This window comes from Butyrivibrio sp. NC3005 (assembly GCF_000424545.1).
GTDB lineage: Bacteria > Bacillota > Clostridia > Lachnospirales > Lachnospiraceae > Butyrivibrio.
The window spans coordinates 93,228-109,598 of the sequence record NZ_KE384208.1 but is presented as its reverse complement, the minus strand read 5'-3'; the positions used below and the strand labels follow the sequence as shown (position 1 = coordinate 109,598).

Below are 16,371 nucleotides of genomic sequence, written 5' to 3'. Positions count from 1 at the left end.
TTTCATTTCTCCTACATAAATATATTAATTCAAAATTAGTACTGCATACTCATCTGTTACTTTCGACAAGTCAACACTTTTAGAGTTTGAAAATATTGTTCCCATACTGCCAGCCACTATAGAATCTGATGTTAACACTGAAATCTTTTCTGACAAGATAAGAACTTGACTATCATCTGAAAAATCGGAAGTATTAACCTGCTTTTTATTGGAATCAACAAGTTTTACAGGAATATTATATCCTTTTTTTACTGCATCTTTCATTTTTCCCATAAAAAGCACGACATCATTAAATTCACCATATGAATCTGTATCCTTATATGTCATTGTAACACGCGCTTTTTTGTCTTTTTTCGATGCATCCTGAATTGATATCAAATCTTTTCCTTTAGATGAATTAAAAGCACTTACTTCAGAATTTATCTCTTTTTCCATTTCTGAAAAATCATAATATGGCTCAGAAAAATCCTCAACAATCTGCTGAATAATACTACCATCATTACTAATCTCAATGGTCGTCTTATCGGCTTTTGTTACATTTGTCTGACCACATCCTACAAGAAGTGTTCCTATTATCAGTCCACTAAACAGTATTTTCTCAAATCGTTTCATTCTTTTCTTTTTGTGTCAACCTCTCAACAATAGTACATGCTGTCAATTATATTTATGTTACTGCCTGCTTTCTTACAAAAAGCAACTTATTGTGCAATTATGTTCGAGCAGCAACATATTAACTCACAACACTAAAAATTTCATTATTTTTTCCTAAACTGCACAATCCTTTTGATTATAATAGTCTAATTAGTTTTTTTCAACACCTTTTATGAATCAACAAGCAAATCAAGCATCTCAAGAGAATGAAGTTTTTTATCAACAAATCTCTTTCTATACATTTCTGTAATTTCTATCAGTTCTTTTAATGCTTTCTGATCAAGTTTAAATGAAAAAAGTTTTGTAACTGGAAGATTATAAATCTTATCAAATGCCATATATACAGCATCGTCATATTTTTTTCCTGAGGGAATTCCTGGAAATTCTCCCTCTATAACCAGCGCTCTTAATTCAAAAATGCATCTGACAAAATTCTTTTCAAATACTTCTTTTGAAAGAGCTGTTAAAGACAAATATAAAAGTTTTAAAAGTTCTCTATCATCGTTATTTTCTGCGGAATAATAATCTGCAAGTTCCAAAAAATATGTCCCATAGCATACTAAAGTTAAATCAGTTCTGAAAAACTCAAAGTAATTCATTATCTCAGATTCAAGAAGCGTATAGGAATTTCTACCTTCAAACAGAGTAAAGGTTCCATAAGAAAACAGTTCAACATTACCGGAAAGTTTTGCTTCAGGTTTTCTTGCACTTCTGGCAAATGCTGTTATCTTACCTCTTTCCATAGTTAATATAGTAACTACAAAATCATACTCTCCAACGGGTCTTCTCTTTAAAATCATTCCTGTAACTTTTCTTTTTCCATCATCTTCCAAGGATTCTTTAATCATCTTTAAATTTTTCTTTCATCATAACCAAAGTGTTTCATCATAGATGAATCATCACGCCAGTTTTTGCGAACTTTAACCCAGATTTTCAGATTAACTTTGCAATCTGTCATCTTTTCAATATCTTCTCTTGACTTACTTCCAATCTTTTTAAGCATACTTCCACCCTTACCGATTACTATTCCTTTATGAGAATCTCTCTCACAAATAATAGTAGCCTCAATATCAAGCAAAGGTCTGTTGTCATCGCTAACATAGCCTTCTCTTTCACGCATTTTTTCAATAGTCACTGCTACTCCGTGAGGGACTTCATCATTCAGTAGTCTAAGAGCTTTTTCACGAATAATTTCTGCAGCAATATCGCGCTCTGGCTCTTCTGTTACAGTTTCTTCGTCATACAATGCTGGACCATAAGGGAGAAATTTTATCATTTCTTCCTTAAGTGTATCTATATTTTCATGTTTTTTAGCTGAAACAGGAATTATCTGAGCAAAATCCATTTGTTTTCGATATTCATCCATGCAAACAATCAGCTTTTCTTTGGTAATCGTGTCAGTCTTATTGATAATAAGCATAACAGGCTGCTTACACCTTTTTAACTGTTTGATAATATACTGCTCACTATTTCCAATAAATGTTGATGGTTCAACAAGCCACAAAATAAGATCAACATCTTCAAGAGTCTTCTGAGCTATATGTAGCATGTACTCTCCAAGTTTATTTTTAGACTCATGAATTCCAGGTGTATCCACAAAAATCATCTGGCATTTCTCATCTGTATAAACTGTCTGGACTCTTCCTCTTGTGGTCTGTGGTTTAGAGGATGTAATTGCTATTTTCTGACCAATCAAATGGTTCATAAGTGTTGACTTTCCAACGTTAGGTCTTCCAATGAGTGCAATATATCCTGTCCTAAAATTATTATCTTCCATATAAAACCTCTATACAGCTTTGATCAAAGCTGCTCAATACTATCAAATATCTCTACGTGATTCTGAATTTTTTCGCTACTTCCTACAACACAAATACATCTATCTTTTGTAAATGTTGTAATGTAATCAGCAAGTTTTCTTATATCTTCTACAGTAACATCCAAAACCTGATCTCTATGCTTTTGTATAAGATTATAATCAGCATGACACATATACGCAGACAATCCATAACTTCCCTTTGCGCTAGGAGTTTTTGGTGTATCAAGTTCTGCAATAGCGCCAATAACATTTTGAGTCATTTCTCTTTCACTTGCATCGTAATTTTTAACATACTCTGCAACTTTGTCAAAAACCTCAAGACTCTTTGCAAGATGAGGATCTCTATATGTTACAAAATAAGAATCGCCATTTTTGCCATAGCCGCTAGATACTCCATAAGCCCCACCTTTTACTCTAATATTATCCCAAAGATATCCATATCCCAGTATACTCTGCAATACTCTTAATGCACCTGTATATTCTTTACCTTCTTTTCTAAAATTTCCTGCCAATGCTACGTACTGAACCTGCCCTGGTGTTCTGAACGCCTCGCTTCTTCTGCCAACAGAAGGATTGAAATGACCAAGTTTTACTTCTTCTGTATAAAGACCATTTGCAAAGTCACTGATTATGTTCTCAATATCGCCATACTCTTTTTTGGTTCCAGTAAAACTTACAAGAAGATTTTCTTTTCTAAAAATAACTTTCATAAGAGCATGCAGATTTGAAACCAAAGTCTTATGCATCTCATCTTTTTTATCTAGATCAGCATAGGCATCAGAAAATTTTTCCACTAAACGATAACCAGTGATTCCAGAAACTGTCTCGCTTATAGCTGCAGATGAGGATATATCTGCCATTGCTCTAAGTGCAGCAGCCCTATTACCAGCTGTAGTCAAATCAACTTCCATATGAGAGCGTTTTTCATCTAAAATCTCCTTGATACGTGTAATATCATCGAGATTCGAAGTCATTAAAACTTCTTTGATTAAATCAAAAGCTGTTTTCAAATTCTGTGGAAGCACCTTTACCATAATTTCAAATCGAGGAGAGAATTGATTCATATCTCGATAATCAGTATAGATATTAATACCTGCTGTGATTCCACCAGTTTTAATGTTTATTTCGTTATACAAATCTTTGTAGGTAAAGTTTTTAGTATCTACCATTCCCAAAACTGTCTTCATAATACCAATGTATGGAAACAGGTTCTGAGGAACATTATCAATGTTGAACGAAAGTGTTATATAACCAATTCCATTTGTAAATATATTATGGAAAAGAAGAACATTTTCACCAACCCTGCGTTCTTCATAAATGAAAGGCTCAGCTTCCCTCTTAAGGTCACTTCTCTTAAGCATAGGAATTTTCTTTAAATCTTCCGGATTATCTAATGATTCCTGATATTTCTGCAATTCCAATGTATTCTTTACAATTTTTTCTATTTCTTCTTTTGAAAGAGTTTTTTTATAATCAGCCAGTTGTTTTGCTCTTTCCTTATCTTTTTGTTCAGTAAGACCTTTAACAGGCTCCATCACAAAGAGACTTCTATGCTTATTATCGATAAGATATTTCTGAACAAGTTCTTCAAAATAAGATGTGTTTAATTCTTCTCTAAGCATCTTATAAGTTTCACCGGCTTCTATGTGAATCCATGGTTTCATATCATCATAAAGCCAGCTGTCAAGAACCTGAAGCCCATATAAAAGTCCTTTGGGAAATCTTCCAAAATCAGCTTCTCTATATTTAAATTCATCAGCATTTATTGCTGCTTCAAGAGAGCGCTTATCAAAACCATCTTTTACAACTTTATTTAAGCACTCAAAAATAATCTGCTCAAATTTTTCCTTTTGACAAGCATCTGCATTCTTGGCAATAACAGAGAAAAAAGGCTGGCAGATTCCATTTTCGTATTCGCTATAAACATCTTTTCCGATGCCGTTATCTAATAATGCTTTCCTTAAAATAGCTCCCGGAGCAGAACATAGACAATAATCAATTATATCAAAAGCAATATATTCTTTAGGCTCAAGTGATGTCCCTACTGACCAGTTCATTGAAAGGTATGTATTCTGGCTTTCCTTATCATCTGACATAATCGAGTATTGCTTACTGATATATCTAGGCTCTTCAAAAGCTTTCTGAGCATATATCTTAGAATCGATACTCTTATTATCAAATTTAGAAAGGTAATTTTCATCAATATATGTAAGTTTTTCAACCATATCCATATTTCCGTACAGATAAATATAGCTATTGGAAGGATGATAATATTTTCTATGAAAATCCAAATACTGCTCATACGTAAGTTCCGGAATAACATCAGGGTCACCGCCAGACTCAATGGAATAAGTGTTATCCGGATACAGTGAATTCATAATATATCTATCAAGAACATCATCGGCTGAGGAATAGGCGCCTTTCATTTCATTGTAAACTACACCATTTATTGCAAGAGGATCATCTGCATTTTTCAACTCATAGTGCCATCCTTCTTGCTGGAATGCTCTGTCACTCTTATAAATATTCGGATAAAAAACAGCATCCAAATAAACATGCATTAAATTCTGAAAATCTGCATCATTACAACTTGCAACGGGATATACTGTCTTATCCGGATAAGTCATTGCATTTAAAAAAGTATTAAGCGATCCTTTAGCAAGTTCAATAAAAGGATCTTTCACTGGAAAATCTTTAGAACCACACAATACAGTATGCTCGATAATATGAGCAACACCTGTAGAATCTGTTGGAGGTGTCCTAAATCCAATATAAAAAACCTTATTTTCATCATCATTTGAAAGAAGTGCAACTCTTGCACCGGTCTTTTTATGTCTCAGAATATAGCTATCACTGTTTAAATCACCTATTGTTCTATGCTCTAATACTTCATAGGTCTTTAACTCTTCAACTTTCACAGTACTACTCTCCTTAATATACATTTTTTCTATCAAACATCAAAATCATCTCCTGATTTCAATGGTAAATCAAATTCATTTCTATCCATATTTCTTCCAACTTTAAGTTTCTGAACTTTCTTTTTGGAATCATTAAAACCTGAAAGATGTGGATGAGGAACAAGGTCTTCTTCATTATCTTCGGGAACAACCATTCCTTCAGGTATGAAACGAACTTTGGCGCTTTCTGCCTTTTCTCTCTTTCTTGTTACCTTTTCCTCTTTGTTCTTAGATACAGCACCCTTTTCTGAAGAGATGCTACTATAATCAGTTACAAAAAGTGGTTTTGAACTGCCATTGTCAAGGAAACTATCGATAGCCTGTTCCTCAACAAACGACTCTCCTGTTACAAACAAATCCTCTAAATCATCGCATGATGCCTTTTCATCTTCATATTTTTTAGAATCTTCAACACGTTCATTAACTTTTTCTGAGTTTTTTTGATTATCTTCAATCATTTCTTCCTTCGCAATATTGTTATGAACTACTTCGTCAACTACTTTTTTTAGGTTCTCTTTTAATTCATTAATATTAGCAATCTCTTTATATTCTGTCTGTTCGTTATTACTTGGAGTATCAGCACTTTCTAATTCTTCATTATTTCTTGTAGTATCGCCATTTTCTGTTAATTCTTCATTTTCTGCGGTATCGCCATTTTCTGTTAATTCTTCATTTTCTGTAGTATCGCCATTTTCTGTTAATTCTTCATTTTCTTCGGTATCAGCGTTTTCTGTTAATTCTTCATTTTCTGTAGTATCAGTTTTTTCTATTATTTTATAGTCATTTAAAACAGTGCCAACATCTGATTCTTTACCATTTTCATCTTTATCTATTTTCTGAACATATGCTTCATTTTGAGATGTATCATATTCTTCAGCATTCTGTATTTCAAGCTTTCCTGACACTCTTTCCTTCTCAGAAACAATATCTATCATATATTCATTTTCAATATGAAGCATGCATGCAAATCCGCCAGCTATAACTGATGCCCCAAGAGCCGTCCATATTTTCAGAGTATTAATCAGTGTATTGCCCATCATAGGTGAAACAAACACTGATGCCAGCATCAAAATCATCCATGGCGTAAGTGTTGTGATATTATCCTGAAAAATAAAACTACAAACAGCAGTCAACAATACAAGTGCAAGTATAAGATAAAGAAGTGCATAAAATTTAATCCCAAAATTACCAATACTATTAAACCCCTCGAAAGATAAATTACTATCAAAAAAGCTTTTTTTCCATAAATATATAATTTTCTGTACACTTATTCCGCTCAGATTGCTAATTGATACAATGCCAATGAAAAAACCAGCTATCATTCCTACAAACAAAAACAGATAAGCTCCCAAGATTTTTTTCTTTGATGTATCATAACTAAATAAAAATGATGCAAACAGCAACATTATTAATATGGTGCCTGCGTCAAGATAAAACATAAAACCAAAAAAAGAACCAAGAATCAAAAATGGTAGAATCAAAATTTTTTTAAATGGCTTTTGTCCACGGATAATTCGTATACATACACCTATAGCAAATATTTCAACAGCCATAAAAAGCTCAGTATAAACATAAGCATTTAAATTCTGAGGATTCTCCGAAAACACAGGAAGAAACACCAATAACGCCATTGTAATTACTGAAGCAGTCTTGCCCATAAATAATCTAATAGCCATAGAAAATATAAAAATACTCAACAATTCCAATACAAGTTGATACACTAATGCTGTGCTTTGAAGGTTACCAGTAAAGTACAGTATTCCACGCAGAATTTTTATATAAATCACATGCCAAATATCTGGCGTTGTAATAGTCATGCTACTTTTTCTAACACTTGCCTGTCTGAATAGTTGCATTCCTGCCCCGATCGAAAACTTAGCTTTTTTCAGCAATACAATTCTAATCCAATCGCCTGCAAGTATCAAAATAAGCATAATCACTCTATACCAACTCGAAAGCACGTCTGCTTTTTTCTGTAACGGACGAAAAAACTCACTAAGACGACTTATTAAAAATGATATTACAAGACAGATACATGCTGATAATGATGTAAATGCTCCAGTAAATATTGCAGTTTCCATTTTTTTAGCTACTGGAAATAACCCCGAATATATGCTAAACGCAACAACCATTATTATATTAAATGCCACAAACATCATCCAGACAATATAAGAAGCTGCATTTTTTTTCAATACCATTGAAATTCCCCCTTCTGCAATCTGCCACATTTTTCTGCCATTAACAGCTTTCAATCTGTAACAAACACTTTTACTAATGAAGTATATCATATTTTCAAATCAAGTTGAAGAAAATGTGTGGATAAGCATACTCTTTGCCAAAGACAAATTGTACTAAATCACAAAAATGCTACCAGATCAAAGCTATGTCAAAAAAATTAAAACCCTCTTCAAATGTATTAATCACTCATTGGTTCTTGTTTTCATAAAGAGCAAGAAGTCGTGAACAATTACACCTGAAAAGGGTTTTCTAATTTATATTCTTATAACAATGTTTAATTCTGTGCTATTATGCCTCTTCAGGCTCATCCCAGTTATGATATACATTCTGAACATCATCATCTTCATCAAGGAGGTCAAGTATACGCTGAATACACTTAACGTTCTCTTCATCAGAAACCTGAACATAGTTCTGCGGAATCATTGTAATCTCTGCAGATACCTGAGCAATATTAAGCTTATTAAGAGCTTCAACCACTGCCTGAAAAGCATCTGGAGCAGTCAAAATCTCATAGCTGTCTTCCTCTTCATTGAAGTCATCAGCTCCTGCATCAAGAGCAGCCATCATAAGGTCATCAGCTGACATTGAACATTCTTCTTTATCAATGATAATCTGACCCTTCTGATCAAACATAAATGATACACATCCAGGTGTTCCCATGGAACCCTTTCCTTTTGTGAATGCACTCTTAACATTAGCAGCTGTACGATTAGTATTATCTGTAAGTGCTTCAACAATAATAGCAGTTCCGCCAGGGCCATATCCTTCATATGTTACGCTCTTATAATCAACACTTCCGTCATTTCCAGCAGCTTTCTTAATACCACGCTCTATTGTATCGTTTGGCATATTGTTAGCCTTAGCTTTTGCAATAACTGTAGCAAGCTTGAAGTTATTGTTAGGATCTGGGCCGCCTTCCTTAACAGCAACTGCTATTTCACGTCCTATTACTGTGAAAATTTTTCCCTTAGCTGCATCATTTTTTTCTTTCTTGTGCTTAATATTAGCAAATTTAGAATGTCCTGACATTTCTTGTAATTCCTTTCTAATTATATAAATCTTAAAAGCTACTGCTGACATTTTGTATACAAATACCGTAAGCAATAACTATTCATATCATTCTTCTTTGTAATCATTATGAGCTTTCTCATCTGTCATCTGCTTCTGAATCAAAACATCTGAAATCATATGATTACTTACAGATAGTATTTTAAATAAATACCCCTCTATAACACACTCAAATTTCTCATCTTCTTCTGGAATTCTATCCATTTTGGAAATAAGAACACCATTTAGAGTTTCAAATTCATTTTGATGAAAAGTTATATCAAACCTTTTCTCAATAACTTCAACAGGTGTCTTTCCTTGAGCAATAAATTCACCCATTCTTTTTCCAGGAACAATATATACCTCATCCTCATCATACTCATCCATGATATTTCCGACTATTTCTTCCAAAATATCTTCCATTGTTACAAGACCAGCTGTTTGTCCATATTCATCTATTACAATCGCCATTTGAGTTTTAGATGATTGCATGCTATGAAACAACGATTCTATTTTCCTTGTTTCCGGAACATACATTGGCTGTCTCATAAGTCCTCTTATCTGACGAATCTGCCTTTTAGCATTATCCTCTTCAGACAAATTCTTCATAGCATCTCTTATATGAACTATTCCAATAATATGATCTATATTATTCAAATAAACAGGAAATCTCGAATTGTTACCCTGAAGCATAAATGTTGTTGCATCGTCTAAACTTTGTGTTCCTTCAATACCTATCAAATCATTTCGATTAGTCATGATATCTCTGACTTCTTTATCAGAAAACTCAAAGATATTAGAAATCATATTTGCTTCTGCATCCTCAAGTACGCCCTGTTCCTGACCCTCAGATACCATAGAACGTATTTCTTCTTCTGTTACATCTGTTTCATCTTCAAAATTTCTTACTCCACTTAAATACAATAGTCCATGAACCGTATATTCAACAATAAATGTCATAGGTCTTAGAATAACCATAATTATTCTTATAGGCTCTGCAAAAAATCTAGCAAAAGCCAAAGGATTGTGCCTTGTTGCTATTTTAGGAAGTAGAACGCCTATCGACAAAAAGATATATAAAAGTAATACTATGGCAAGAATCTCGGAAATCACATTTCCTGCAACTGACGAAAAATTATTAGCGAAAGGTAAGAAGACTTTTGAAATACTACTTATAAAGAATCTTCCGACAACAAAATTACATAAAAAAACCAAAAGCTGAACTGTATTAACATATTTCGTAGGTTTTTCTATTACTTCTAATAAAAACTTTCTAGTGCGCTCAGGCAAGCTGCTTTTTCCTTTAACTGATTCATCCGAATCATCCTCGGGCTCGGAACCCAAATCTTCGGTTTTCAAATTATGTATGGCCGCACCAAATCCATAGACCATTATGTCCATGAACAACAACAGCATCAAAAAAATAAGTGCTGTTGCAGAGGGTCCACCATCATCCATATATTCATCTGCTACTATAACCATATACAAAATTGTATATGTAAGATGATAATCTATAATATCACGATTCAAGTTACTGTTTCATCGTTAATATAACAATGATTTCATCTTAATGTAGCTTCTCCTTTCATAAAATTTGAAACTGCTACTTAGCTTATGAAACTTTGTATCAATCAAATAATTGACACAAAATTTCAAATTAAACTATATCATTCTGAATCTTCCTAGTCAAGCTAACTGTTTTCTGTTACAGTTTCTTTCATTTTTTCTTTATACTGTCGTACAATCTCATATAAAGCAGAAGTATCACCGTCTAGGTTATCAGGATGATACAATTTAACAAGAACGTAGTATTTTTTCTTTATACTCTCTCTGGTATTACATCCCGCAAAAAAATCAAAAGATTTTTTGTTATTTTCTTTTTCATCATAATTGTCTATCTTGCTATCTCTAACTTCTTTTTGATAATTACATTTTCTATAACAATCACGACTACCTGAATAATCATTATTCTCAAGATAATCACTATTTTCGTACTCTAGATCTTCCATATCCTGATCTTCAAAATTATTATACGAATCTGTCATATCATCTTTTTTATCAAAATAATCATCATATTCAAGTGTTATTTTCAATTTGCCTCGCGAAGGATGTCGTCTTATCCCAAGGTGTAAACCTTTATGTTTTTGACTAATTTCGTACTCATCATTCTCAGAATCATCATATTTTTCGCAATCATCATATTCTTCGTTATTATCATATTCTTTTCCGTCAAATGTATCATCATCAAAATCATTATGATGACGTCTTAGCCAACTCGCATATGATCCTTCATATCTATCTATATCCCTTTGTCTTGCCTGTTTTGGAAAAAGTATCCTAAGTCTATCATCAAACACTTGCACAGGTCTTTTTCTAAAAGCACAAAACGCTACTGCGTACCACACCATATCAAAAATAATAGCAATTTCAAGGTAACTAGCAGCTGAAAAAACTGCTGATACAGAAAAAGATATAATCGAAACAGGAATAAGCAAAACATATCCCAAAACAATAAGTAAATTCCTTATTTCGCGTTGTTTTAATTCTTCAACTTTTCTCGACCACCATGCAGTAAATGCTTCGTCAATCGTTTTCTTGGTATCATTAGCTATATTATTTATCTGATTATTGATATTTTTTTGAATAGACTCATTAACTTTTCGAGCGTGCTGATCAATACTTTTTTTCCCAGAACTATTTGAATCATTTATACGTTTTTTTATAGATTTTTTTCCATTCTGAAAGGACTCTGCATCAAAAATCTTCGAAGAAGAAGCTTGAGCAAGAGATGTACTTTCGAGATAATAAGGAAGTGGCTTTGGAATGTAATCATTATGAGTAATCTCACTGCCAATCTCTAAAGCAAAAAAGATTATCCAAACAATTGCTGTAATGGGAACAATCGCAACAAGGAATCTATATGCGATAAAAAGATAATATGCTGCTTTTTTACAAATCCAAAACAAACACTTAAAAAGGGTAAGAAAAACAGCAACAAACAATGATATTAAAGAAATCATAATATATTTTCCTCCCCATAGTATCATGCAAATATAACACGTTATTATCATGATACCATAGGAAGATATTACGGTCAAAAAATACGCAAACTAGTCATTTCAATATTCATAAACTCTTGGAATTCTGTGATTCAAATCGCAAGCCAGTTCATAATTAAAACGTCCGCTCATATCACCAAGTTCTTCTATTGAAATATACTGTTCTCCATCCTGACCTATGAGAGTAACCTTGTCACCTTCTAAAGCTCCATGAATATCTGATATATCTACCATCATCTGATCCATGCAGACTCTTCCTAGAATTCTTGCCTTTTGTCCCCTTATAAGAACATATCCTTTATTGGAAAGACTTCTTGGATACCCATCGCCATAACCAACAGGAATTGTAGCTATTCTAGTCACTTTGTCAGTCACAAAAGTGCCACCATAACTTACAGGAGTATTCTCTGGGACATCCTTAATGAATGCAATATGACTAATAAGTGACAATACTGGAGTAATACCGATCTTTTCAACCTTAACATCATCAGAAGGCTTCATTCCATACATCGTAACACCAGCACGAACCATATCCATTTGAGCTTCCGGCATATCAATTATACTTGCAGAATTTGCACAGTGATGAAGCGGAATTCTAATTTTGTTTTCTTTTTCAACTTTTTCAACAAAACCTGCAAATACATCTTTCTTGTGGTGTGCATCTGTTAAATCAGCCTCATCTGCTCTTGCAAAATGGGTAAAGATACCTTCAACCTCAAGATTTGACATATTCAAAGCTTTTTTTACAAACATTGCCCCATTCTCATCAGGACATATACCAATTCTAGACATTCCGGTATCAACAGCTATATGAATCTTCTTTTTAACCGAACCCTCAAGTGCTATCTTCTTCGCACATTCATTAAGCTCTTCCAACTGATCAAACCTGAACACAGCAGGTCGAATATCTTCTCTAAGCATTTTCTCATATGCATATGGAAATACATATCCCAAAATAAGAATAGGCTTCTTTATGCCATTTTCTCTAAGTTCAAAAGCTTCTTCAACTGTCGCTGTAGCATATCCCCAAATATAGTCCAGTTTTTCGAGCATATTAGATATTTCAACAGCTCCAAAACCATAACCATTTGTTTTAACTACAGCCATCATTTTAGTTTTATCAGAAAGATTTTTATGCATATTGTCCATGTTAAGACGAACTGCCTTTAAATCAATTTTTGCATAAACACGCTGTTTATCAGCAACTTCTTCGAAATTCATAAATCAAAACTTCCCTTATTTTCATATTTTCAAGGTAAAACTGAAGGAAGAACCCTTAGAATATCTCCCGCAGTCATTGAATATTCTCCAAGTTCCTGCGCTGCTCTGTCTCCAGCCATACCATGAATATAAACTCCAGTACAACATAAACGAAAAACATCTGTCTGATTAGCACAAAAAGCCCCCAGAATTCCTGCAAGTACATCGCCTGAACCCGCAGTCGACATTCCGTTATTCCCAGAAATATTAATATATCTTTTTTCGTCATCACATTTAGCTACAACTGTTCTTGCATCCTTGCAAACAACTATGCAATGAAAACAATCTGCAATTTTACCCGTAAGCTCTAGAATATGAGTTTTTATATATGAAGTCTCCAAATCATTTGAAAATGACGCACTAAATAATCTCTTAAACTCACCAATATGCGGTGTTAAAATCATATTCTTTCCTATTCTGTCTTTAAAAGACATCGCAAGCTTTAATAATTCCTTATCTTCAGATATAAGATTAAGCGCATCTGCATCTAAAACCACATCTTTTTCACAGTTTCTTAGCACTTCTTTCAATATCAAAGAAGAATTATCACTAATTCCAAGTCCAGGTCCTATTACAATCACATCAGCCCAATTGATACTTTTATAAAGGTTCTCAAGCATCTTATCTTTATCTATTTCAAAATACTCTGAATCATAAGTATCATACATTGCTTCTGGCAAATGGTATTGCAGAGCATTAAGATTATTTTTGTCGGTAAAAGCTTTAACCATTCCAGCTCCAGCTCTTAGTACAGCTTCACAGCAAAGAACAAGAGCTCCACTTACCTTATCACTTCCAGCTATTACAAGAACTTTGCCAAAAGTTCCTTTATTTCCATCTTTTCTTCTAGGTGATAAAAGCACATCCGGTGTCTCATCAAAGAAAAAACCGTTTGGACGTGTGCCCAAAAAGCCATCAACAGTAATTCCTACATCTTCAACATATAACCTTCCCACATAATCATTTCCCGGAAAAAGAATATGCCCAAGTTTAGCATAATTAAATGTAACCGTCTTGTCAGCTCGAACCGCTATTTTGCATACTCTGCCGCTATCAGCATCAATTCCCGATGGAATATCAACAGAAATAACAAGGCACGAACCTTTTTTACTGTTATGAAAATCATTGATATAACTTACTGCTTTTTCATAGTCGCCTTCAAGATCTCTTGAAATACCGATTCCAAGCAATGCATCTACAATAATATCCCATTCCAATTGGGAATTGCTGACACATACTTTGGAAAAAATGTCTATTGGAATTCCATATGCTTTAGCAATAGAAAGCTGCTGTTTAAGTTCATCGGAACATTTCTCTAAATCACAAATCAAAGCAACTTGAACTTTATAACCATGATGATACAGAATTCTAGCTATTGCAACTCCATCGCCGCCATTATTGCCTCCACCACATACGACCAGAACATTTAATGTTCTGGCCGCAATATAATTTCTTTTCCATTCATCAATTCTAACTGCAACAGCCATTGCAGCCCGTTCCATCAAAACCATCGAAGGAACTCCAAAACAATCGATTGTATTTTGATCACATCTTTTCATCTCACTAGCAGTAACCAAATATTGCATATTTTTTCTCCCTTGATGAAAAAAAACGACATATTATCTATAACATTTTTTCCTGTTGTCTGGTTCTCATACTTGGAGTTCTAATCCTATGCTCACGTTCAGGATCATACTGCATATCAAAAATTTCAACAACATCAGGGCCAAAAATCTGTCTCATGTAAGAATACATGTTGAAATTTTCCATCTCACCTTCCTGCAAACGAATCACTTGTTTTTTTAACTCTTTACGCATTTTGACAAGCCATTCATCTATAACATTAATTTCATCAGTATTACGATGCATTTTCTCGTAGCATATATTCATCGTTTCTACCATCAATTTAAAATTCGTGTCATATATTTGTCTTGGAAGTGCAGTAAGCTGCTCAGCAATTTCATCAGTTTTAACATTACATTCTTCAATAAGGCGCTTATGTTCATCAAGTTTTGTCTCCGCCCCTTTTACGCCTTTATGAAGCTGGTCGCTAAGATGAATAACTTCATCGAGCAGAGTCTTTTTAAGTCTTTTAATATCCTTACTCTTTTGGCGCAGTTCTGACTGCCTGTCCAAAAGTTCATTCAGCTCCTTCTCAAGTTCATCGATTTCGGGCGTAGTTCCTTCTTCGCCAAAAAGCAGTTTCCACTTTTCATCCTGAGTTAAAATTGGAATATGTTTTCCCTGTAAAGCCGGCATGTAGACATCTTCTTCTCTTGACATAAGACCCTCGCTCTTGAATAATGGATTATCTGTGATTATTTCTTATTGTGCATATGCTCATATCGATTAATATTATACGACAATTTCATAAGACTGTCAGATAAATGTACATTCTCAACCTGCACATTTTCAGGTACTTCCAGATCAACATGGGCAAAATTCCAAATAGCCTTTATTCCACATTTTGCAAGACGTTCAGCCATAAGCGTAGCCTGGTCTTTTGGAATAGTCAAAACCGCTATATCAATATTATTATTTTTAACAAACTCTTCAATCTCTTCAACTGGTCTTATAGTTACCTCGCCTATTTTCCTGCCATAAAGTTCAGGATTAGAATCGAATGCTCCTTTAAAAACGAAACCTCTTGTTGAAAAATTGGTATATCTTGCAAGAGCCATACCAAGATTGCCTGTTCCGATGATAATCAATTGATGTTTCTTATCAATACCTAATATTTTACTTATTTCATCATAAAGATATTCAACATTATAACCATAACCCTGCTGTCCAAAACCGCCAAAATTATTAAAGTCCTGTCGTATCTGAGATGCAGTAACCTTCATAATTTCACTTAACTCTTGAGAAGAAATGCGTTCAACACCACGATCTCTAAGTTCACCAAGATATCTAAAATAACGGGGCAGGCGGCTTATAACTGCCTGAGAAATTTCCTTACTCATGCGCCTTTCTCCTAATATCAAGATTATAATCTCTGCATCCACTCTGAATCATAGATATTTTCTATCTATAGCGGACGCAAACCTACTTATCTATTATACATCTTTGTTAAATATTAATCAATCATCACACCAAAAACAAAAATCCAAAAACCTATGACTTGTTTACTCATGTCTTTTATAATATAATTTTGAATAGTTCGGTTAAAAACGAATAGGCATAGGTTCTTGTTTTCATCAGAAAAATCAAGAACCGTACCAGACCAAAATTTGTCGCCAAGACAAATTTTGTCCTGCGAAGCAGGATTCTTGCTGATGATTATCCTAAATCTCAGCAAGAAGTCATATTTTCATGCTCAGATAAAAAATAAGTAATCCCCTTA

At 33.7% G+C, this 16,371-nt stretch carries 12 protein-coding genes; all 12 read right to left on the bottom strand.

The window, feature by feature from the left end; translation table 11 throughout:
* Window positions 1–24: 24 nt before the first annotated feature.
* The 12 genes from G634_RS0117030 to G634_RS0116975 all read right to left on the bottom strand — a co-directional run bounded on the left by G634_RS0117030 (window position 25) and on the right by G634_RS0116975 (window position 15,991).
* A complete protein-coding gene (locus G634_RS0117030; RefSeq protein ID WP_026506280.1) occupies window positions 25–612 on the bottom strand; it encodes a hypothetical protein in 588 nt (195 codons plus the stop codon).
* A 209-nt stretch (window positions 613–821) separates the two neighbouring features.
* Window positions 822–1,499 (bottom strand): DNA repair protein RecO, encoded by a 678-nt coding sequence (gene recO / locus G634_RS0117025; RefSeq protein ID WP_051234241.1) that lies wholly within the window; start codon window positions 1,497–1,499, stop codon window positions 822–824.
* A gap of 2 nt (window positions 1,500–1,501) precedes the next feature.
* Window positions 1,502–2,428, bottom strand: a complete 927-nt coding sequence (gene era / locus G634_RS0117020) for a GTPase Era (RefSeq protein WP_026506278.1) — start codon at window positions 2,426–2,428, stop codon at window positions 1,502–1,504.
* Between the two features lie 23 nt (window positions 2,429–2,451).
* Window positions 2,452–5,385 carry an insulinase family protein gene (locus G634_RS0117015; protein ID WP_026506277.1) on the bottom strand — a complete coding sequence of 978 codons (2,934 nt, stop codon included), beginning with the start codon at window positions 5,383–5,385 and terminating at the stop codon, window positions 2,452–2,454.
* A gap of 32 nt (window positions 5,386–5,417) precedes the next feature.
* The gene (locus tag G634_RS0117010; RefSeq protein WP_196805407.1) at window positions 5,418–7,622 is read right to left on the bottom strand and encodes a hypothetical protein; all 2,205 of its coding nucleotides are present in this window, start codon (window positions 7,620–7,622) and stop codon (window positions 5,418–5,420) included.
* A gap of 328 nt (window positions 7,623–7,950) precedes the next feature.
* On the bottom strand, window positions 7,951–8,691 hold the full coding sequence (locus G634_RS0117005; protein ID WP_026506275.1) for a YebC/PmpR family DNA-binding transcriptional regulator: 741 nt from the start codon (window positions 8,689–8,691) through the stop codon (window positions 7,951–7,953).
* Window positions 8,692–8,778: 87 nt separating this feature from the next.
* Window positions 8,779–10,239, bottom strand: coding sequence for a hemolysin family protein (locus tag G634_RS19855; protein ID WP_155830625.1), 1,461 nt, complete (start codon window positions 10,237–10,239; stop codon window positions 8,779–8,781).
* 161 nt (window positions 10,240–10,400) lie between these two features.
* The gene (locus G634_RS20640) at window positions 10,401–11,729 is read right to left on the bottom strand and encodes a hypothetical protein (RefSeq protein ID WP_051234239.1); all 1,329 of its coding nucleotides are present in this window, start codon (window positions 11,727–11,729) and stop codon (window positions 10,401–10,403) included.
* A 99-nt stretch (window positions 11,730–11,828) separates the two neighbouring features.
* Entirely contained in the window at window positions 11,829–12,989 is a 1,161-nt protein-coding gene (gene alr / locus G634_RS0116990) for an alanine racemase (protein WP_026506274.1), read from the bottom strand.
* 29 nt (window positions 12,990–13,018) lie between these two features.
* Entirely contained in the window at window positions 13,019–14,614 is a 1,596-nt protein-coding gene (locus G634_RS0116985) for a bifunctional ADP-dependent NAD(P)H-hydrate dehydratase/NAD(P)H-hydrate epimerase (protein WP_026506273.1), read from the bottom strand.
* Window positions 14,615–14,651: 37 nt separating this feature from the next.
* The gene (locus tag G634_RS19845; RefSeq protein ID WP_051234237.1) at window positions 14,652–15,311 is read right to left on the bottom strand and encodes a hypothetical protein; all 660 of its coding nucleotides are present in this window, start codon (window positions 15,309–15,311) and stop codon (window positions 14,652–14,654) included.
* 35 nt (window positions 15,312–15,346) lie between these two features.
* A complete protein-coding gene (locus G634_RS0116975; RefSeq protein WP_026506272.1) occupies window positions 15,347–15,991 on the bottom strand; it encodes a redox-sensing transcriptional repressor Rex in 645 nt (214 codons plus the stop codon).
* Window positions 15,992–16,371: the final 380 nt, after the last annotated feature.

Bases quoted from the DNA above. Each gene is read 5' to 3' on its own strand.
- G634_RS20640 (WP_051234239.1), bottom strand. From the start codon at position 11,729: ATGATTTCTTTAATATCATTGTTTGTTGCTGTTTTTCTTACCCTTTTT.
- G634_RS0117030 (WP_026506280.1), bottom strand. From the start codon at position 612: ATGAAACGATTTGAGAAAATACTGTTTAGTGGACTGATAATAGGAACA.
- G634_RS19845 (WP_051234237.1), bottom strand. From the start codon at position 15,311: ATGTCAAGAGAAGAAGATGTCTACATGCCGGCTTTACAGGGAAAACAT.
- G634_RS0117010 (WP_196805407.1), bottom strand. From the start codon at position 7,622: ATGGTATTGAAAAAAAATGCAGCTTCTTATATTGTCTGGATGATGTTT.
- G634_RS0116985 (WP_026506273.1), bottom strand. From the start codon at position 14,614: ATGCAATATTTGGTTACTGCTAGTGAGATGAAAAGATGTGATCAAAAT.
- era (WP_026506278.1), bottom strand. From the start codon at position 2,428: ATGGAAGATAATAATTTTAGGACAGGATATATTGCACTCATTGGAAGA.
- G634_RS0116975 (WP_026506272.1), bottom strand. From the start codon at position 15,991: ATGAGTAAGGAAATTTCTCAGGCAGTTATAAGCCGCCTGCCCCGTTAT.
- recO (WP_051234241.1), bottom strand. From the start codon at position 1,499: ATGATTAAAGAATCCTTGGAAGATGATGGAAAAAGAAAAGTTACAGGA.
- alr (WP_026506274.1), bottom strand. From the start codon at position 12,989: ATGAATTTCGAAGAAGTTGCTGATAAACAGCGTGTTTATGCAAAAATT.
- G634_RS0117005 (WP_026506275.1), bottom strand. From the start codon at position 8,691: ATGTCAGGACATTCTAAATTTGCTAATATTAAGCACAAGAAAGAAAAA.